This window comes from Haladaptatus sp. HS23 (assembly GCF_056892285.1).
The window spans coordinates 51,805-69,837 of sequence record NZ_JBXGLH010000001.1 but is presented as its reverse complement, the minus strand read 5'-3'; the positions used below and the strand labels follow the sequence as shown (position 1 = coordinate 69,837).

The following is an 18,033-nucleotide window of genomic DNA, read 5'->3' as shown; positions in this document are numbered from 1 at the left end:
CACGGAGGTGTATCTCGCCTTCTTCCCCTTTGTTATGGACTTCCTTCCGCGTCACAATAACCCCTTACCGGGCCGAAAATCGCGGTTTCGAGGGGCGGACGGGACGGTAGGGTTGCCGAACAGTATCGGGACGAAAGTACGCGCTGGATAACAAAGTACCAGCCGAGAATACGACCCTCACGGACTGATTTCGATGCCTTCCCGAGAACAACGGACGGACCAGCACCGCACGAAGACAGAACGTAGAATATCACCGACATGAGCCACGAAACGAACGACTCCTGGTGGACCAAAATCACACGGCCGGTGTTGGAGTTCCCCGTCGATTTGGCCCTCCTCGGTATTGCCGTCATACTCCTTTCACTTACGCTCGTGCAACCGGCGGTGTACGGAACACCGCTCGCCGTCGCACTGGGGCTTCCCCTCGTGTTCTTCGCGCCGGGGTACGCCCTCGTCGCGTTCCTGTTCCCGCAGGAGGGGTCGTCGCAGTCACGGAAATGGGCGAGTCCGGCACAGGTCCGACAGCACGGCGTCACGGGTGGTGAACGCTGTGCCCTCTCCTTCGGTATCAGCGTCGCCCTTTTAACCCCGCTCGGGGTGCTATTTTCGCTCGCCCGTCTGCCGTTCGTCCCGGTTTACGTCATCGCCGCCGTCGCCGCTTTCACGTTACTCGTCTCCATTTTCGCGGTTGTTCGCCGGTTTAACGTCCCGAAAAAGAGCCGACTATCGGTGTCGGTACGTGGCGGCGTAACCCATCTGTATCGCGCCATCTTTCACGAGGAGTCGGCGGCAGACGTGGTACTCAATTTGGCGCTCGTCCTCTCGGTCGTCGTCGCGCTGACGACCGTGGGGTTCGCCGTCGCCGCCCCGCAGGACGGCGAACACTTCTCGAACCTGTCGCTGCTCACGCGGGACGATAACGGGAACTACGTCTCGGAGGGCTATCCCACGAACATCACGGAAGGCGATTCGAAACCCGTGTTCATCTCCGTGCAGAACCACGAGGACAAGGCGACGGAGTACACCGTCGTCGCCCAAATTCAACGCGTGAAACAGCGTCCGAACGGCGGTGCGCGCGTCACGGAACGCGAGGAGATCGGTCGGTTCGACCATCGGGTTTCGGCGGGCGAAAGGTGGCGAACGCGCCACGACATCGACCCGACCATGACCGGAGAGGACCTTCGCATCGTCTATCTCCTCTACAAGGGCGACCCGCCGAGCGACCCGACCACGAGTAACGCCGCCCAACACACTCAAATTTGGGTCAACGTGACAGCATAATGTGGCCGTGGGAACATCTCGCGTTCGGGTATCTCACTTACTCCGTCTTCAGACGCCTTTGGACGGGCCGCGCGCCACGAAGCGATGCGGTCGTCGTCCTCTGCGTTGCGACACAGCTCCCGGACCTCGTGGACAAACCGCTCGCGTGGTCCCTGTCGGTGCTTCCGAGCGGACACTCGCTGGCCCACTCGCTCGTCACCGCGGTGCCGCTGTCGGTGGTCGCGCTCGTCTTGGCCCATCGAGCGAAGCGAACCGATATCGGCGTCGCGTTCACTGTGGGCTACCTCTCGCACCTCGCGGGGGACATCATCTACCCCATCGCCGTCGGGAAGACGCCCTCGTTCGACTTCCTGTTGTGGCCCCTCGTTCCCGTCCCGACCGACCAGTCGAGTCTCGGATTTCTGTCACGGTTCCACGAGTACTTCGGCGAGTACGTCACACACCTCGGCGACCCGGCAATCAGGGGTTACATCGCGCTCGAACTCGGCCTGCTGCTTGGAGTGTTTTGCCTCTGGCTGTTCGACGGGATGCCGGGCGTGCCGCGACGAATCGTCCGTTACGCGCCGGTAATCGGGCGATAACACCGTCTCCCTGACGTCTCTTATTCCTCGGAGAGTACCGTTCCACAGTGATGACAGGTGGCGCTATCGGGGTCGTTTCTCGCGCCACACGACGGACAGTTCGCTTTGTCCGCCGGGTCCGTGGGATCTCCTCCCGATTGCGACGACGAGCCGATAGCGATCAGCACGAGCCCCGCGATGACGATGCCGATTTGGCCGAAAAAGGAGCCGATGCCGAAGAAGACGAGCGCGATTCCGGCCGCGACGAGCGGATTTTCCATACTTCCGCCAGCGACGGTCGGATAATAAGTCTTGTTTGGCGTGTGTCCTATCTGAACCGCTTGTACATGTCCGTCAGCAGGTTCATCATCCGCGTGCCGCGCTCTAAACTGTGATACCGGACGAGTTCCGGGTTGAACTTCGCCTTGTAACCGCAGAGTCGGCGCTCGTTCGCGCCGACGAGGTCGTAGCGCGGGATTCCTTCCTCCATCGCGTCGCGCATGATGGCCCAGTCCACGAGGTCGTTGATGGGCACGTCGAGGTCGTGTTTCGCGCCCCCCTGCCAGCGGTAGACGCGTTCGTCGTCCGCCAGCGCGACCATCCCGCCCGCGAACTCGCCGTCCACGTCACAGACGTAGGGTCGGACCGCGCCGTCGGGCAGAAATCGGTAGAGGTCCACGACGAACTGCGGCGAGAGGCGGTACGGTTCGTCCTGTTCGTCGTGGCGGGCTTTCACCTGCCCGATGATTTTACGAATCGCTTCGGGCCCGCCGACGTGGATTTCGTACCGGCCGTCGTCGGTCCTGATGTTGCTCCGGGCGTCGCCGCTGAAACTGGACAGCACGTCGTCCTCGCCGGGGGTGAGGTCCACCTCGTACGTGTGTCGCGGCTGAATTTCGAACTCGTTCCACTCGAACGGGCGAACGTCGTCGTAGTTTCCGCCCGTCCGAACGTGGACGTACTTCGGCGCGAACTCGCGGTCGAGCCAGTCGAGACAGCCGTCGATAAATCGTCGGTGTCGTCGCTCCGCTTTTCGTCGCTTCAGCTTGCCCATGTTCAACAGGACGGGGCCGAGGTGGGGGAGCCAGAGGTTCGGCGGCGGCGAAAACGCCGTCGTCATCCCGCCCTTCGAGATGGTGAAGACGGGAAACAGGCCGACCGGTTCCTGTCCCTTGTACCCCACGAGCGGATGGAACGTCGCGCCCGTGTGGTCCGCCTGCACTTCGAGAGCCTCCAATCGGTGGAACACGGCTCCCTGTGGTGACCGCTCTACGAGACCGTTCCAGCGGTCCACGTCGTTCGTCCGTTCTACCCTGATGCCGTTCTTTTCGATGGTAACACTCATTCGAGGTATCCGAGGTCTGCAAGTCGCGTTTCGACGCGCTCGTCGTCCGTCTCGACCGTCTCACCCGCGTCGAACGCGGGGTAACTCTGCTCGCCTGCCGACTCGACGACGGGCAGGACGCGCCCGTCCATCCGGTCGCTCGTCGGGAGTCCGAAGGTGGACAGAATCGTCGGTGCCACGTCGAAGAGGTGGGCACCGGCGAGGTCCGCGTCGGGGTCGATTCCCCCGCCCGACGCGGCGAAAATCCCGTTCCGCTTGTGGTTCCACGGTTCGCGCGGTTTCCCGAACTGCTGGCCGCGCAGTTGGGCCGAGAGGAACTGGTTGTACTCGGCGGGAACGCACGCGATGTCCACGGCGTCCTCGCTGTACGGACCGGTGAAGAACTCCTCGCGCGGGGCGACCGTCTCGAACACGAGGTCGCCGTCGGGCGTCCTGACGCCGCGGAGCTTCTCGATTATCTCCGCGCGAACCGACTCGTACTCGTCGGGCGAAACGACGCCGTTCGGGTCGCGTCCCTCGACGTTGAGTCGGACACCGCACTCGATTCGGTCGCGCATGTACGCGACGGAGTTGGGGAAATCGACCTGCTCGGTCGCCGCGCGGATGAAGTCCTCCGGGACGCGTTCGGCGACGAACGTATCCAGTCCCGCGCGTTCGAGGACGGCACCGATTCGCTGACTCGTGATGCCGACTTTTGCGGCGAGGGCGAGTCCTCGCTCGGCCGTCCCCTGTTCGCGCGGTGAACTCTCCTCCCCTTGCTGGAGTTGGTTGCCCGCGATGGTGGACCACGACGGCATTCCTTCGCCGCCGCGGGCGGTTTCGACGTAGCCCTCCTCGTGCAGGAAGTCGTTGACCCGGAACTCGTATCCGGTGTACTCGCCGATGCCGTGGTCGCTGGCGACGACGACCGTTTCGGGGTCACAGGCGTCGAGGATTTTCCCGACCTGCTGGTCGACCGCCTCGTAGACGGCGCGGACGACGTCCTCGTCGCCGGGGTGTTCGTGAAACAGCGTGTCGGTGCTTTGGAACTGGACGAAACCGAAGTCGGGGTCGAACCGATCCGCGAGGTATCGGAATGCGTCACCGCGCATGCGCGTGAGACGGCGATACCATTCGACCGATTTCTCCTCGGGGAGGTTTCGCGGCGGATACACGCGGTAGCCGCCGATTTCGTTCCGAACGTCGTCCAGAAGCCCGTCGGGATGACACGTCGGGTTCTCCGGCGCGGTGTATCCCGGCAGTACCGCGCCGTCGATTTCGCGCGGCGGGTGCGTGACGGGCGCGTTGACGACGACGCTCGAAAGCCCGTGTTGGTCGAGTAGTTCCCACAGCGTGTACTCACGGATGCGGCTCGCGTTGACGACGTCCCAGTCGTAGCCGTCGAAGTGAAGAAAGCCGAACACGCCGTGTTTTCCGGGATTGACTCCGGTGTACAGCGACGGCCACGCGCTCGGCGTCCACGGCGGGAGCTGTGATTCCAGTGGCCCGGATGACCCCTTGTCGAATATCGATGCGAGGTGTGGCAGCGCGTCCTCCTCGAACAGTGGCTCGAGGACGGACCGGCACCCCGCGTCGATGCCGATGAGAAGGGTCTGCATCTGACTGTCCATGCTGTCTCGTGAAACCCCACCTTCGTCCTTTGTTATGCGTGGGTTTCCGGCCGTATAGTCGGGTCGTACTCCCTGAATTCTGTATCGAACGGGCTCGTAGGGAAAGTATGCGTCTCAATAGTACGTTTCCCCGGTTTCGACGGGATTACCCCGATGCCGGTATATAACGTGGGTTCACCGACGGCGGAGATGTCGTCCCTCGGCGGTCCGCTCGCCCTAACGCGCGAACTGGCCACTACATTTAAATTCGCAATACGGCATTGAGGGTGAATCGGAACGTACTTAAATCAGTAAGATAGCATTGAACCTGCAATGGCACGCGACGAAACGACACACGAGCGGATCGAAACCAACGAGAAATTCGAACGTAACCGGCGGTCTTTCCTGAAAGCGGCAGGTGCGACGGTAACGACCGCAGTCGGTCTCGGCGTGGCAGGCGACAGCGCCAGTGCGAGCGAGTATGAGACGATTACTGTCCCCGCTGGCGGCACGAAGGACATCACGGTTGGCGACGGCAAGAACTTGGAAAACACCCTAATCGACCAGAGCGCTCCGGGCGCGGCGGCGACGATTCGCGCGACCGGGAGCGACTGGAAGATTCGTAACGTCGGGTTCAAAGGCGGTTGTGGCGCGACCAACTTCGGCTTCTTCAGTATCATGCCGAGCGTCACCTCGGGCGGCAAGGGTATCATCGAGAACGTCTACATGGGCGATGGCGCGGAGACGAACGGCGCCAACGAGGCCCAACCCGGTGGTCTCTGGGTTGACGCGAACGCGCCCCACGAGGGCGAGTTGACCCTCCGCAACGTCAACATCCAGAAGTACGCGAACAACGGTCTGTACGGGAGCGGTCCCGGTGCGGCGAACGGGGCCGGGTCAGGCGGTCCCGTCAAAGTCGAGGAGTGTTACTGTGCGAACAACGACATCGCCAACGTCCGCCTCGGAACGCCGGGGTCGTACGTGAAAGACAGCGTCATCGAGGACACCGGCGTCCCGGTCCACCATCCGAACGGGCCGAACAAGCGCGGGATTTGGGGCTGGTATGTTCCCATTACCGTAAAGAACTGTGACGTTAGCGTCACGGAATACGACGCGGTGAACGGTGGATTCCACGGCGGCGAAGTCATGGTGAAGAACTCGCAGGTGAAGGGACCGACGAGCGGTTCGGTCGAGACGAAGAACGTCGGCAGCGATCCGAAGACGAAGGTTCCGAAGAAGGTCCCGCAGAGTGCGGAACAGGCGGCAAAGGGTAACTGAACGGCCGAATATTCGCGGTTCAGTCACCGCTTTTTCCGTCGATATCGCGTTTTTCCCCGGTAAGCTAGCGTTTCCGCGCGGAAACGTCAGCTTTTTATCAAAGGAACCTGATGCTAATAACTTTTAAATTTCTATAAATTCTTCGGTCTGAATCGCAATCTACTTAAATTGGCAATGTGGCATTGAATCCATGGCACGCGACGATGCGGTACGCGACGTACCGAACAACGGTCTGTTGAATCGACGGTCGTATTTGAAATTCGCCGGAGCGACAGCGGCGGCGTTCGCAGCCGCCGGCTCGGCGACCGGAAAGAAGTATCGAACCATTACCGTCCCTGCTGGGACCAAAAAGACCATCGAGGTCACCGACGGTGAGACGTTCGAAAACGTTCTCATCGACATGACGGCGAACGGTGCGTCCGCACAGATCCTCACCACGGGGTCTGGATGGACGGTTCGAAACGTCGGGTTCAAAGGCACGCACCCGGGCGGACACTACCTCATGACCCCCGGCGTCTCGGACGCGAACGGTACCGGACTGATCGAGAACGTTTACATGGGCGACGGACAGGTCGCTCGAACCAAGAGCGGTGGAATCTGGCTCAACTCGAACCTCCCTCACCGCGGTACCATCACCTTCCGCAACATCCACATCGCGGAGATGATAGACAACGGCCTGTACGGCTCGGGTCCCGGAGCACGAGGCTACGGCGGAAACCTCCACGTCGAGTCCTCGTATTTCAAGGGTAACACCATCGCCAACGTTCGACTCAACGCGAAGGCGCGGCCCTGCAACGTGACGAACACGGTGGTCGACGTTCGCGGGAACCAGGCCTGTGGCGTCGGTTGCTCCGCCCCCGGTTCGAAGAACACGCGCGCAGTCTGGTCGTGGTACGGCGAAACCCACCTTCGGAACTGTGACATCGTCGGTTCCATCTCGACCGCCCACGGCGGGACGATCACGAAGACGAACACGCGGACCGACAGCGACGCGGACCTGACGCCGCCGAAAGGCGTTCCGATGACCGCGGAGCAGGCCGCGAGCGGCGCGGGCGGTAGTTCCGGTAACCGCAAGCAGTCCACCGCGAAAAAACAGGCCAAAGCACAGGGCCTCCCGAACGTCATCAGCATCTCCAGTTCGAACTCCGGAGCGCCCGCCTCCTACGAGTTCGAGGTCGCCGGGAAAGTGCGAAAATCCACCGACCGCGGTGCGTCGAAGGACGGCGACGACAGCCTCGAGCACGGCATGGCGAAGGGTTCGGTCGCGGGTGGTACCGACAGTTATCGGTTCTCCGGAACGCTCGCGAGCTTCAGTCTCGACGGCAACGCGACCGTCTTCTTCAACGGTACGAAGGTAACGCCGGGTAAACTCGGCCTGCCGAAGACCATCGTCATCGACGGAACCGTGAACGAAGGCTCCAACGCCTACTCGTTCGACGTGGGCGGTTCCGTCGCGAAATCCCGGGCCCTCGGGTCGGTCAACAAGCACGACTCCGTCCACGGCACTCGCGTCGAAGGCAAAGTCTTCGGCGGCAAGGACGGCTACCGCTTCTCCGGCGACCTGAAACGCCTTCAAATCGACGGCAACGCGCGCATCTCACTCGGAACGGAGGAGTGACCGATGGGCCAACCTCGTTGGGAGCGGCTCCCCGCGGACCCCGACCTCGAAGGGGACCTCGGCTACGAAATCGACGAATGGGACGTCATCCGCGCCCGTCGGGACGGCCGTGGGCGTCTCATGTTCCTCCCCAAGGACAGCGAGATGCTCCGCGACGATGCGTTCATCCTCGCCGAGCCGAACGCCGTTTGCAACGTCGAAAACAGACAGTAAGCGGCGCTCTTCATTGCCCTTCTGCACGCCGCAGTTCCGGCGGTAAGCCCTGTACGGTTCGGCGTCGGTAGTAGAGATACTGACCGATGGCCGAAACGCCGTACACGATGAGGATGATTATGGCAGTGGCGATGCCGGAAATCAGCGCGAACGGATACACGTTGAACCAAACGCCGAGGACGAGGAGAATGCTCCCGACCGAGAGCGCGAGGTAGTACCTATCCCACGGAATCGCGGGTCTGGAGACGTCCCCGAGGTACGTATCGAGTTCGCGGGCACGTCGCGAGAGCGAAATCGTCCCCTCGTCGCGGTCGTACTCGACGATACCCGCGTCGTCGAGTTTCGGGAGATGGGTCTGATAGAGCGAGATGTAGACGCGTTTTCGCTGCTCGCTCGTCAACCCCGTCAGCGTGGTCTCGTTTTCCCACACTGCCACTTGGTCCGTCAGGTCGGAGAGTTCGACGATACCTCCTTCCCGTCGAAGGAAGTACAGCGCGTAGCGCCGTCGCGGACTCTTGAGAACCTCGAACACTTGGTCCTGTGAGAGTCCGGAACTAGCCATTGTGTGAAGACAGCAGTCGCTCGCTCATCGAAACCAATACACCTCCATTCGATTTCGTGACCACCCTGTAGTCACGGATGCCACCACCGCATACACCGGCAATCACCGCTTCCCCACTTTGTTACCACGGTGCTGTTTCGGGGTAGTGTCGCCATACAGTCCGTCTATTCGTTGATACCGGCCGTTCCCGGCAGGATAACGTCGATTTCGGCACTGTAAGGGCTCGTGGAAGGGCTAGTCCCGAACTACCCACCGCCAAGGAGCGTATAACAAAGAGGACAGGTAGAGCATGCAGGATAACGCCCGTCCGTCGCCTGCGCGGCGGAATCGGGTGAATTCACGAACTAACCTATGAACTCACTACCATCCACTGACACGCCCTGTGATTCGTGTCTCCGCTGGGGTGGTCGCCCGTGACCGAGCAACGGAGTCACGACCGAACTGGCCACTCCGAAACGACGGTTGGCTACGCCTATTCGGACGATTCCGCACCTCCGGTCATCGGCGACGACGCGACCATCCGGTCGGGAACGGTCATCTACGACGACGTGACCATCGGCGACGACTTCACGACCGGTCACGGTGCGCTCGTCCGCGAGGAAACGACCATCGGCGACGGCGTTATCGTCGGCACGAACACGGTTATCGACGGCCAAACGACCATCGGTTCGCACGTAAGCATGCAGACGAACGTGTACGTGCCGACGAACACTACAATCGGCGACCGAGTGTTCGTCGGCCCGGCAGCAACGTTCACGAACGACCCGTATCCGATTCGGCAGTCGAGCGACCTCGAGGGCCCGACCCTCGAAGACGACGTCTCCATCGGAGCGAACGCGACCCTCCTCCCCGGAATCACGGTCGGTGCCGGGGCGTTCGTCGCCGCCGGCGCGGTCGTGACCGACGACGTGCCGCCGGAGACGCTCGCGGTCGGCGCACCCGCGGAGATCCGACCGCTCCCCGAGTCGCTCACCGGGGGGAACGAACTGTGATACCCATCGCCGACCCGGAACTGGCTGAAGAAGAAATCGAAGCGACCGTCGCGTGCATCGAGGAAGGGCAGCTCGCGGACGGCCCCGAAGTCCGGCAGTTCGAAGACGAGTTCGCGGCCTTCTGTGGCACCGAGTTCGGCGTCGCCACGAGCAACGGGACGACGGCCCTCCACGCCGCCTTCGAGGCGCTCGACATCGGTCAGGGCGACCGGGTGGTAACGTCGCCCTTCTCGTTCGTCGCCAGCGCCAACGCGATTCGGTTGGCCGGTGCGGAACCGGTGTTCGCCGACATCGACCCGGAGACGTACACGCTCGACCCCTACGCGACCGAGCAAGCGGTCCGCGAACACGAGGCCGACGCGATTCTCGCGGTCCATCTGTACGGATTGCCCTCGGAGATGAACCACTTGCAGGACATCGCCGAGACGCACGACGTCGCGCTCGTCGAGGACGCCGCGCAAGCGCACGGTGCCGAATACGACGGCCGGACCGTCGGGTCGTTCGGCGACGCGGCGTGTTTCTCCTTCTATCCGACGAAGAACATGACGACGGGTGAGGGGGGAATGGTGACGACCGACCGCCGGGACGTCGCCGAACGCGCGGCGAGTTTCGTCAACCACGGCCGCACGGCGAGCGGCGGGTACGACCACGTTCGCCTCGGCCACAACTTCCGGATGACGAGCATGGCCGCGGCCATCGGTCGCGTGCAACTGTCGCGCCTGCCGAAGTACAACGAGGCGCGCCGCGCCAACGCGGCGTATCTCACCGACCGACTCCGGGACGCGGCGGTCAAGCCGCCCATCGAACCGGACGCTTGTCGGCACGTCTACCACCAGTACACGATTCGCGCGGACGACCGGGACGGCCTCCGGGAGCACCTCGAATCGGAGGGCGTCGGGACGGGCGTCTACTACCCGACCCCGATTCACGAACAACCAGCATACGACCACGTCGACCACGACGCTCCGGTTTCGGAGCAGGTAGCGGGGGATGTCCTCTCGCTTCCCGTCCATCCCGGACTGTCGGGAGACGACGTGCGAACCATCGCGAAAGCCATCACAAGTTATGAGTGAACCAACGAACGCAGTCGTCATCGGCGTCGGAAGCATGGGCCGCCACCACGCCCGCGTCTACAGCGAACTCCCCGAGGTGAACCTCGTCGGGATTCACGACGTGGACGAGGAGAACGCGGCTGACGTCGCGCGAAACCACGGAACGCAAGCGATAGACATGGAGACGGCCATCGAAAACGCGGACGTCGCCTCCATCGCCGTTCCGACACCGTACCACCACGAGACCGCGAAACAGTGCATCGAGGGCGGCGTTCACGTCCTCGTCGAGAAACCGTTCGTCGCCGACCCCGACGAGGGGTTGGACCTGATTTCGCGTGCGAAGAAGGCGGGCGTGACGATTCAAGTCGGGCACATAGAACGGTTCAACCCGGCGATTCGAACGCTCTCGGAGATAGTCTCCGAACTCGATATCATCGCCATCGACGCACAGCGACTCGGTCCGCCGCCGGAGGGACGCGCGGTGGACGTGAGCGCCGTGATGGACCTGATGATTCACGACATCGACGTCCTCCTGTCGCTCGTGGACGACGACATCACCTCGGTCGCCGCGGTCGGCACGCGGGACAACCGCTACGCCAGCGCGAGCATCGAGTTCGACGGCGGCGTCGTCGCCGGACTCACGGCGAGCCGGGTGACACAGGAGAAGGTCAGAAAGCTCTCGATTACGGCGGCGGAGTGCCGGGTGAACGTCGATTACACCAACCAGTCCGTCGAGATTCACCGCCACTCCATGCCGGAGTACATCGAGGACAACGGTGACCTTCGCTACCGCCACGAGAGCATCATCGAACGTCCGACCGTCGAGAACGGCGAACCGCTCAAGAACGAACTCAGGTCGTTCGTTCGGAGCGCGAAAAACGGCTCGAAGCCCGTCGTCACGGGTGAGGACGGCCTTCGCGTCCTCGAAGTCGCGCGGAAGATAGACGGGTTGGCGTCCGGGCCGAAAGAGCGGGAGGTGCATCTCGGGTGAGCCTGCGAGAGCAGACCACTCTCTACGCGAACGACGCGACGAACGCGGAACAGCGCGAGGCGTTCCTATCCGGCGACGTTCCGGTCGCGGTGTACGGCCTCGGAAAGATGGGCCTGCCGCTGGCGGCGGTGTACGCCGACACCTGTGGCAACGTCGTCGGCGCGGACGTCGACCCGGACGTGGTCGCGGGAATCAACCGCGGCGACTGTCACGTGCAGCGCGAACCGGGGCTGGACGAACTCGTCGCCGAAACGGCCGACGAGGGCGCACTTCGCGCGGTCGAATCGCCGACCGAGGCGGCGCGGGACGCGGCGATTCACGTCGCCATCGTTCCGACGCCGATAACGGACAGCGACGAACCCGACCTCGCCATCCTCCAATCCGTGATGGAGAGCATCGCGGCGGAACTCTCGCCCGGCGACCTCGTGGTCGTCGAGTGTACGGTTCCCCCGCGGACGACTCGGGACGTACTGCTCCCGATGTTGGAACGCGAAAGCGACCTCTCGCGCGAGGAGTTCGGCGTCGCGGTCTGTCCGGAACGCACGTCCAGCGGGCGCGCGTTGCAGGACATCCGCGGGGCCTACCCGAAGGTTGTCGGCGGTGTGGACGACGAGAGTACGCGCGTCGCGGAACTCGTCTACGGCGAACTCACCGACAACGACGTCATCGCAGTGCGGGACGCGACCACCGCGGAGACCGTGAAGGTGTTCGAGGGCGTCTACCGCGACGTCAACATCGCGCTTGCGAACGAACTCGCCAAAATCGCCGACGCGGCCGAAATCAGCGTCAACGAGGCCATCGAGACGGCGAACACCCAACCGTTCTGTGACATCCACAGGCCGGGACCGGGCGTCGGCGGTCACTGTATTCCGTACTATCCGTACTTCCTCATCCGCCAGTTCGACGAGGAGTTCCCGCTGTTGACCAACGCACGCGAGGTGAACGATTCGATGCCGGCGTTCACGGTGGAGAAGGTCGAATCCATGCTTTCCGAGGAGGGAAAATCGCTCGCCGATTCACGGATGCTCGTCCTCGGGTTGACGTACCGTCCCGGCGTCGAGGAGACGCGGGCGGCCCCGGCCCGACCCATCTGTGCCGACCTGACCGAGCGCGGCGCGAACGTGTTCGCGGTGGACCCGATGCTCCCCGACGCCGACGGTTTCGAGGCGACGAAACTGTCGCTCGAATCGGTCCCCGACTACGACTTCGACGCGGCGGTGCTGGTGACGAACCACGACGAGTTCGAGGGCATCGACTGGGCCGGGTTCGACCCGATGGTCGTCGTGGACGGCCGGAACTGCCTCGACCTCTCGTGGTCCGCCCACCGAGTCTACACCATCGGAGGTGACTGAATGTACGAGGGAAACACCGTCGCTGTGGTCGTTCCGGCGTACAACGAGGAGGGGCTGGTCGGACGGGTCATCGACACCGTTCCCGACTTCGTCGATAGGGTGTACGCCGTCGACGACTGCTCGACGGATGGAACGTGGGAGGAGATTCGCTCCCACGCCCAGCACGCCGACCCGGTCGCGGACGGCGGGGCGATGGGCGACGGACGGCTGTCGTTCGACCGCCGCGTCGTGCCGATTCGCCACACGAAAAACCGCGGCGTCGGCGCGGCCATCAAGACCGGTTACTGCCGCGCCCACGAGGAGAACATCGACGTGACGGCGGTGATGGCCGGAGACGGCCAGATGCGCCCGGAGATGTTGGAACGGATAATCCAACCCATCGTCGATGGTCGGGCCGACTACACGAAGGGGAACCGCCTCTCGACGCCGGGATTCCGCGAAGGGATGTCGGCGTGGCGGAGCTTCGGCAACTGGCTGCTGACCTTCCTCACCAAGGTCGCGAGCGGCTACTGGGGAATGGTGGACCCGCAGAACGGCTACACGGCGATTTCGGGGCGGGCGCTTTCGAACCTCGACATCGAGGACGTGTACGACGATTACGGTTTCGCCAACGCCCTGTTGGTTCGCCTGAACGTCCACGACATGCGGGTGGCCGACGTGACGATGCCCGCCGTCTACGGCGACGAACAGAGCACGATTCGCTACTCGACGTTCATCCCGAAGCTCTCCGCGCTGTTGCTGTGGAGCTTCCTGTGGCGGTTGAAGGCGAAGTATTTAGTCCGCGACTTCCACCCGCTCGCGTTCCTCTACGGTCTCGGTGCGCTCGGAACCGCCGCGGGGGTGCTCTCGCTCGCCCGCCGCAAGCGGGAGTCGAGTGACGGCCTCACCGCGATGCTGCTCGGCGGCATCTGTTTCGTGCTGGCGATGGCCTTCGACAGGGAGGAGAACGCGGACCTGGAGGTGGACTGCGAATGAAAGTGCTGACCGTCGTCGGCGCGCGTCCGCAGTTCGTCAAGGCCGCCGCCGTCTCCCGCGTCCTCCGCGAGGACCACGAGGAGGTCCTCGTCCACACCGGCCAACACTACGACGAGGACATGTCGGACGTGTTCTTCGAGGAACTGTCCATCCCGTTCCCGGACACCAACCTCGGCGTCGGGTCCGACACGCACGGCAGACAGACCGGCGCGATGCTCTCCGGGTTGGAGGCCGAAATCGAGGCCGAAGAACCGGACGCGGTGCTCGTCTACGGCGACACCAACTCCACGCTCGCGGCGGCCATCGCCACCTCGAAGATGGACCCGCCGCTGGCCCACGTCGAGGCCGGCATGCGAAGCGGGAGCGAGATTCCCGAGGAGACGAACCGCGTCCTCACCGACCACGCCGCGGACCTGCTGTTCGTCCCCTCCACCGACGCCGCCGCCAACCTCGCACGCGAGGGAATCACCGAGGGCGTCCACAACAGCGGCGACGTGGGATACGACGCGCTCCTTTGGGCCCGCGAACGGGCCGACAGGAGCATTCTTTCCGAGTTCGACGTGGACGGCACGGAGTTCGTCCTCGCAACCGTTCACCGGGACACGAACGCGGACGACCCCGACAAATTAGAGGCCATCGTGGACGCGTTAGTTTCCGACCCTCGTCCCGTCGTCCTCCCCGCCCATCCCCGAACGGTCGCCCGACTGGAGGAGTTCGGCCTCTACGGCCGGGCGGAGCGCGAACTGACGCTGACGGAACCCGTCGGCTACCGGCAGTTCGTCGCCCTCTTGGACGCCGCGACGGCCGTCGCCACCGATTCGGGCGGCGTCCAGAAGGAGGCGTTCTTCCTCGACACGCCGTGTGTCACGCTCCGTGACGAAACCGAGTGGGTCGAGACGGTGGAGAGCGGATGGAACACGCTCGTCGGCGCGGACGAGGGGGCAATTCGAACCGCCCTCTCGGACGCGACGACGCCGACGGAGAAGCCAACGCCGTACGGCGATGGAACCGCGGCAGAACGAATCGTGGAGGTGCTTTCCGATGTTACCCGGCTATGAATTCGAACTGTGTTTGACCCACGACGTGGATAGACCGTACAAGCGACTGCAGGCCCCGTACTACGCCATCAAGGACCGAAACCTGGGGCATCTTTCGGCACTCGTGCCGGGCGCCAATCCGTGGTGGCAGTTCGAGGAGATAATGGAATTGGAGGAGTCGTTAGGCGTTCGGTCGGCGTTCTACTTCCTGCAGGAAGAGTCCATCTTCCAGAAGTCCCTGAACGAGTTGCTCACGCCGCGCTACTGGATAGAGCATCTCGGCCGGTACGACCTGTTCGACACGAACATCCTCGACGTGCTTCACGAACTGGACGACGGCGGGTGGGAAGTCGGACTTCACGGCTCGTACGATTCCTACGACGACCCCGACGCCCTTCGGGACCAGAAGACGGCGTTGGAGGCCGCCCTCGGCCATCGCGTTCGCGGGGGTCGGCAACACCACCTGAATCGCGGCGATTCGACGTGGAAACACCACCGCGACATCGGATTGGAGTACGACGCGAGCCTCGGGTCGAGTTCCGAGTACGGGTTCGACAACGGGTACGGCGTGCAGCGCCCGTTCGACGACGAGTTCCTCGTCTTCCCGCTCACGATGATGGACATCGCGGTGCCGGACCCCGGCGACGACTTCGAGACGGCGTGGGACGCCTGCGAGGACGTGCTGGACGAGGCGGCCGCAAACGACGCCGTGATGACCATCCTCTGGCATCCGCGGATGTTCGCCGACGAGTTCCCCGGCCACCGTCGACTCTACCGTCGTGTCATCGAGTCCGCACTCGAACGCGGCGCGTGGGTCGGCCCGCCGGGCGAACTCGCGTCCCGTATCGGCACCGCTCCCCGAAACCGAACCGGAACGGCGAGCGTCCACCGTCGGTAGGCCGTTCGATTGTGCGAACGGTTGGTACCTTTTCTCACCCGTAGCGACGCCCTACCTGTTCGTTTCCCGTACCTTCTCGGCGACAGGTGGGGGATAACAAAGTGAAAACCACCGCTATCGACTGGCGAGACGACGAATGAGAGTCGAACGTCTAGATATTACAGAATGGGACGATGCACTCCCCAGCGACGGGTTCGAGGTGTTTCACAGACCGGCCGCGCTGGCCGCGATCGACCGTCACGCGCCGGGTGAACTCCACCTGTACGGGGGATTCAAGGGACAGCAGGCTATCGCCTTGCTCCCGGTCGTCGTTCGGAACGGGCCGCTCGGAACCATCGCGATGTCGCCGCCGCCGGGGATGGCGATTCCGCGACTGGGACCGATAGTGATGCCCACGAGTCCGAAACGACGGAAACAGGAGAAGGTCAATCGGGAGTTCACCGAGACGGTGCTCGACCGGATTCGAACCGACTACACGGGGCGACTCGCGCAGGTCGGCTTCGATTCACCCATGGCACAGCGCGTGGGTGAACAGATGGAATCCGGCCTGACCCTGTTTCGGATGCTCTGTGGGACCGCCTACGGCGACCCGCGTCCGTACTTGTGGGGCGACCTGAGCGTCGAACCGTTCTTCACTTACGAATTGGACTTGGCATCGACCACGGCCGACGCCGTGAAGAAATCGTTCAGCAAGAGTCTCCGGCGGGAGATTCGGGACGCGGAGGACCTCGACGTCACCGTCACGCGCGAGGGAATCGAGGGCGCACGCGACGTGTTCGAACACACCGTGGACCGCTACGACGAGCAGGACGAAACCCTCGGCCTGTCGTGGAACTACGTCCGCGACCTCTGGGAGGGGCTGGATGACGCCGCCCAGACCTACGTCGCCCGCGACGACGACGGGAACTACCTGACCGGCATCACCGCGCTCTACTCGAACGACGCGGCGTACTTCTGGCAGGGAGGTGCCCGTTCGGTGTACGAAGGAACGAGCGTGAACAGCCTCGTCCACTGGCGAATCATCCAGGACATCGTGGACGACCCGCCGGTCGAGTCGGTGACGACCTACGACCTGATGGGCGCGAACACGGAACGGCTGTGTCGGTACAAGGCGAAGTTCGGTGCCGACCTCGTTCCCTACTACCTCGTCGAATCGAACGGGACGACGATGAACGCCGCCAAACGAGCCTACCAGTTCGTCAGAGGATGAGATACCTGTTCTTCACCAACACGCCCGCACACGTCCACCTCTATCGACACGCGATAGAGGCCCTACAGGAACAGGGTCACGACGTGTTCGTCCTCGGGCGTGATTACGGCTGTACCCGTGCCCTGTTGGAGTATCACGACCTCCCGTACGAAATCTACGGGAAGTGCGAGACGACGAAGTACTCCCTGTTCCGCGAACTGCCACAGCACTACTTCCAGATCTTCCGGAAGACCCGACGATACGACCCGGACCTCATCTTCGGTGTCGGTTCCTACGCCGCCCACGCCGGGGCGATATCGCGCACGCCGGTCGTCGTCGTCGCCGACTCGGAGCCGACGGGCGTCGACCACCTCGTGTCACGGCCGTTCGTGGACACGTTCCTCACGCCCCACTCGTTCGGCAAGGACCTCGGTGTGAACCACTACGAGTTCCGCGGGTTCAAGGAACTCGCCTACCTCCACCCCGACGTGTACGAACCCGACCCGGCGATTCGGGACCGACTCGGAGTCGGGCCAAACGAGGAGTACGCCATCGTGCGGTTCAACGCCTTCGGGTCCCACCACGACGTGGGGCACTCGGGGTTCTCCCCCGAAAAACGGCGGGAACTCGTCTCGGCGCTCTCCGAACACGTCACCGTCTTCGTCTCCGACGAGGGCGGCAATCCCGCCCCCGGCGAGTCGCACGAGTTCGACCTCCACCCGGCCCTGCTCCACGACGCGCTGGCGGAGGCTTCCCTGTTAGTCGCCGACACGCAGACGATGGTGACGGAAGCGGCCCTGCTGGGCACGCCCGCGATTCGCTCGAACTCCTTCGTTGGCGAGTCGGACATGGGAAACTTCGTCGAACTCGAACGCGAGGGCCTCATTCACAACTACCGCGACTTCGAGGACGTGTTGTCGAAGTCGCTCTCCGTCCTCGCGGACGATTCGGCGAAAGCGCGTCTCCGCGAACGGCGGGACGCCTACCTGTCGAACATGGTGAACCTCACCGACGTCATCGTGGACGTCGCGACGACGGCAGTGGTCCCGACGGAGCGAATCGAGCGAACGGTCGCGGTGACACACCGGTAGCGAAACCGAC

Annotated in this window: 18 protein-coding genes; 14 read left to right on the top strand and 4 right to left on the bottom strand. The window is 63.5% G+C overall.

Going from position 1 to position 18,033, the window contains the following annotated elements:
• Nucleotides 1-258: 258 nt before the first annotated feature.
• Entirely contained in the window at nucleotides 259-1,281 is a 1,023-nt protein-coding gene (locus tag AC1XDK_RS00355) for a DUF1616 domain-containing protein (RefSeq protein WP_483347794.1), read from the top strand.
• On the top strand, nucleotides 1,281-1,862 hold the full coding sequence (locus AC1XDK_RS00350) for a metal-dependent hydrolase (protein WP_483347793.1): 582 nt from the start codon (nucleotides 1,281-1,283) through the stop codon (nucleotides 1,860-1,862). Before AC1XDK_RS00355 ends, AC1XDK_RS00350 begins: the two co-directional genes overlap by 1 nt.
• A gap of 20 nt (nucleotides 1,863-1,882) precedes the next feature.
• Here AC1XDK_RS00350 and AC1XDK_RS00345 read toward each other — a convergent pair whose 3' ends face one another.
• Genes AC1XDK_RS00345 through AC1XDK_RS00335 form a run of 3 tightly spaced genes read right to left on the bottom strand, consistent with a single transcriptional unit; the run spans nucleotide 1,883 to nucleotide 4,796 of the window.
• Nucleotides 1,883-2,122: a zinc ribbon domain-containing protein gene (locus AC1XDK_RS00345; protein WP_483347792.1), complete on the bottom strand. Its 240-nt coding sequence runs from the start codon at nucleotides 2,120-2,122 to the stop codon at nucleotides 1,883-1,885.
• A gap of 47 nt (nucleotides 2,123-2,169) precedes the next feature.
• Complete coding sequence (locus tag AC1XDK_RS00340) at nucleotides 2,170-3,186, bottom strand: lipid II:glycine glycyltransferase FemX (RefSeq protein WP_483347791.1); 1,017 nt, start codon at nucleotides 3,184-3,186, stop codon at nucleotides 2,170-2,172.
• Nucleotides 3,183-4,796 carry an alkaline phosphatase family protein gene (locus AC1XDK_RS00335; protein WP_483347790.1) on the bottom strand — a complete coding sequence of 538 codons (1,614 nt, stop codon included), beginning with the start codon at nucleotides 4,794-4,796 and terminating at the stop codon, nucleotides 3,183-3,185. The genes AC1XDK_RS00340 and AC1XDK_RS00335 overlap by 4 nt, the downstream gene beginning before the upstream one ends.
• 312 nt (nucleotides 4,797-5,108) lie before the next feature.
• Between AC1XDK_RS00335 and AC1XDK_RS00330 the strand changes: the two genes are divergently transcribed.
• From AC1XDK_RS00330 to AC1XDK_RS00320, 3 genes are all read left to right on the top strand, one after another.
• On the top strand, nucleotides 5,109-6,053 hold the full coding sequence (locus AC1XDK_RS00330) for a hypothetical protein (protein WP_483347789.1): 945 nt from the start codon (nucleotides 5,109-5,111) through the stop codon (nucleotides 6,051-6,053).
• 190 nt (nucleotides 6,054-6,243) lie between these two features.
• Entirely contained in the window at nucleotides 6,244-7,671 is a 1,428-nt protein-coding gene (locus AC1XDK_RS00325) for a hypothetical protein (RefSeq protein WP_483347788.1), read from the top strand.
• Between the two features lie 3 nt (nucleotides 7,672-7,674).
• Nucleotides 7,675-7,884: a hypothetical protein gene (locus tag AC1XDK_RS00320; RefSeq protein ID WP_483347787.1), complete on the top strand. Its 210-nt coding sequence runs from the start codon at nucleotides 7,675-7,677 to the stop codon at nucleotides 7,882-7,884.
• Nucleotides 7,885-7,894: 10 nt separating this feature from the next.
• On the opposite strand, the gene AC1XDK_RS00315 is transcribed toward AC1XDK_RS00320, so the two are convergent.
• Nucleotides 7,895-8,446, bottom strand: a complete 552-nt coding sequence (locus AC1XDK_RS00315; RefSeq protein WP_483347786.1) for a DUF7344 domain-containing protein — start codon at nucleotides 8,444-8,446, stop codon at nucleotides 7,895-7,897.
• 413 nt (nucleotides 8,447-8,859) lie between these two features.
• On the opposite strand from AC1XDK_RS00315, the gene AC1XDK_RS00310 reads away from it, so the two are divergent.
• The 9 genes from AC1XDK_RS00310 (at nucleotide 8,860) to AC1XDK_RS00270 (ending at nucleotide 18,023) form a co-directional block, all read left to right on the top strand.
• The gene (locus AC1XDK_RS00310; RefSeq protein WP_483347785.1) at nucleotides 8,860-9,438 is read left to right on the top strand and encodes an acyltransferase; all 579 of its coding nucleotides are present in this window, start codon (nucleotides 8,860-8,862) and stop codon (nucleotides 9,436-9,438) included.
• Nucleotides 9,435-10,511 carry a DegT/DnrJ/EryC1/StrS family aminotransferase gene (locus tag AC1XDK_RS00305; RefSeq protein WP_483347784.1) on the top strand — a complete coding sequence of 359 codons (1,077 nt, stop codon included), beginning with the start codon at nucleotides 9,435-9,437 and terminating at the stop codon, nucleotides 10,509-10,511. The genes AC1XDK_RS00310 and AC1XDK_RS00305 overlap by 4 nt, the downstream gene beginning before the upstream one ends.
• Entirely contained in the window at nucleotides 10,504-11,481 is a 978-nt protein-coding gene (locus tag AC1XDK_RS00300; RefSeq protein ID WP_483347783.1) for a Gfo/Idh/MocA family oxidoreductase, read from the top strand. The genes AC1XDK_RS00305 and AC1XDK_RS00300 overlap by 8 nt, the downstream gene beginning before the upstream one ends.
• Entirely contained in the window at nucleotides 11,478-12,833 is a 1,356-nt protein-coding gene (locus AC1XDK_RS00295) for a nucleotide sugar dehydrogenase (RefSeq protein ID WP_483347782.1), read from the top strand. The genes AC1XDK_RS00300 and AC1XDK_RS00295 overlap by 4 nt, the downstream gene beginning before the upstream one ends.
• Nucleotides 12,834-13,808 carry a glycosyltransferase family 2 protein gene (locus AC1XDK_RS00290; RefSeq protein ID WP_483347781.1) on the top strand — a complete coding sequence of 325 codons (975 nt, stop codon included), beginning with the start codon at nucleotides 12,834-12,836 and terminating at the stop codon, nucleotides 13,806-13,808.
• Nucleotides 13,805-14,866, top strand: a complete 1,062-nt coding sequence (gene wecB / locus AC1XDK_RS00285; RefSeq protein WP_483347780.1) for a non-hydrolyzing UDP-N-acetylglucosamine 2-epimerase — start codon at nucleotides 13,805-13,807, stop codon at nucleotides 14,864-14,866. The genes AC1XDK_RS00290 and wecB overlap by 4 nt, the downstream gene beginning before the upstream one ends.
• Nucleotides 14,850-15,743, top strand: a complete 894-nt coding sequence (locus AC1XDK_RS00280) for a polysaccharide deacetylase family protein (protein WP_483347779.1) — start codon at nucleotides 14,850-14,852, stop codon at nucleotides 15,741-15,743. The genes wecB and AC1XDK_RS00280 overlap by 17 nt, the downstream gene beginning before the upstream one ends.
• A 136-nt stretch (nucleotides 15,744-15,879) precedes the next feature.
• Nucleotides 15,880-16,953 (top strand): GNAT family N-acetyltransferase, encoded by a 1,074-nt coding sequence (locus AC1XDK_RS00275; protein ID WP_483347778.1) that lies wholly within the window; start codon nucleotides 15,880-15,882, stop codon nucleotides 16,951-16,953.
• Nucleotides 16,950-18,023: a hypothetical protein gene (locus tag AC1XDK_RS00270; protein ID WP_483347777.1), complete on the top strand. Its 1,074-nt coding sequence runs from the start codon at nucleotides 16,950-16,952 to the stop codon at nucleotides 18,021-18,023. The genes AC1XDK_RS00275 and AC1XDK_RS00270 overlap by 4 nt, the downstream gene beginning before the upstream one ends.
• Nucleotides 18,024-18,033 lie beyond the last annotated feature (10 nt).

Coding starts and splice junctions, on each gene's coding strand:
- AC1XDK_RS00335 (WP_483347790.1), bottom strand. CDS start 4,796: ATGGACAGTCAGATGCAGACCCTTCTCATCGGCATCGACGCGGGGTGC.
- AC1XDK_RS00315 (WP_483347786.1), bottom strand. CDS start 8,446: ATGGCTAGTTCCGGACTCTCACAGGACCAAGTGTTCGAGGTTCTCAAG.
- AC1XDK_RS00340 (WP_483347791.1), bottom strand. CDS start 3,186: ATGAGTGTTACCATCGAAAAGAACGGCATCAGGGTAGAACGGACGAAC.
- AC1XDK_RS00280 (WP_483347779.1), top strand. CDS start 14,850: ATGTTACCCGGCTATGAATTCGAACTGTGTTTGACCCACGACGTGGAT.
- AC1XDK_RS00300 (WP_483347783.1), top strand. CDS start 10,504: ATGAGTGAACCAACGAACGCAGTCGTCATCGGCGTCGGAAGCATGGGC.
- AC1XDK_RS00270 (WP_483347777.1), top strand. CDS start 16,950: ATGAGATACCTGTTCTTCACCAACACGCCCGCACACGTCCACCTCTAT.
- AC1XDK_RS00320 (WP_483347787.1), top strand. CDS start 7,675: ATGGGCCAACCTCGTTGGGAGCGGCTCCCCGCGGACCCCGACCTCGAA.
- AC1XDK_RS00355 (WP_483347794.1), top strand. CDS start 259: ATGAGCCACGAAACGAACGACTCCTGGTGGACCAAAATCACACGGCCG.
- AC1XDK_RS00290 (WP_483347781.1), top strand. CDS start 12,834: ATGTACGAGGGAAACACCGTCGCTGTGGTCGTTCCGGCGTACAACGAG.
- AC1XDK_RS00275 (WP_483347778.1), top strand. CDS start 15,880: ATGAGAGTCGAACGTCTAGATATTACAGAATGGGACGATGCACTCCCC.
- AC1XDK_RS00330 (WP_483347789.1), top strand. CDS start 5,109: ATGGCACGCGACGAAACGACACACGAGCGGATCGAAACCAACGAGAAA.
- wecB (WP_483347780.1), top strand. CDS start 13,805: ATGAAAGTGCTGACCGTCGTCGGCGCGCGTCCGCAGTTCGTCAAGGCC.
- AC1XDK_RS00345 (WP_483347792.1), bottom strand. CDS start 2,122: ATGGAAAATCCGCTCGTCGCGGCCGGAATCGCGCTCGTCTTCTTCGGC.
- AC1XDK_RS00350 (WP_483347793.1), top strand. CDS start 1,281: ATGTGGCCGTGGGAACATCTCGCGTTCGGGTATCTCACTTACTCCGTC.
- AC1XDK_RS00325 (WP_483347788.1), top strand. CDS start 6,244: ATGGCACGCGACGATGCGGTACGCGACGTACCGAACAACGGTCTGTTG.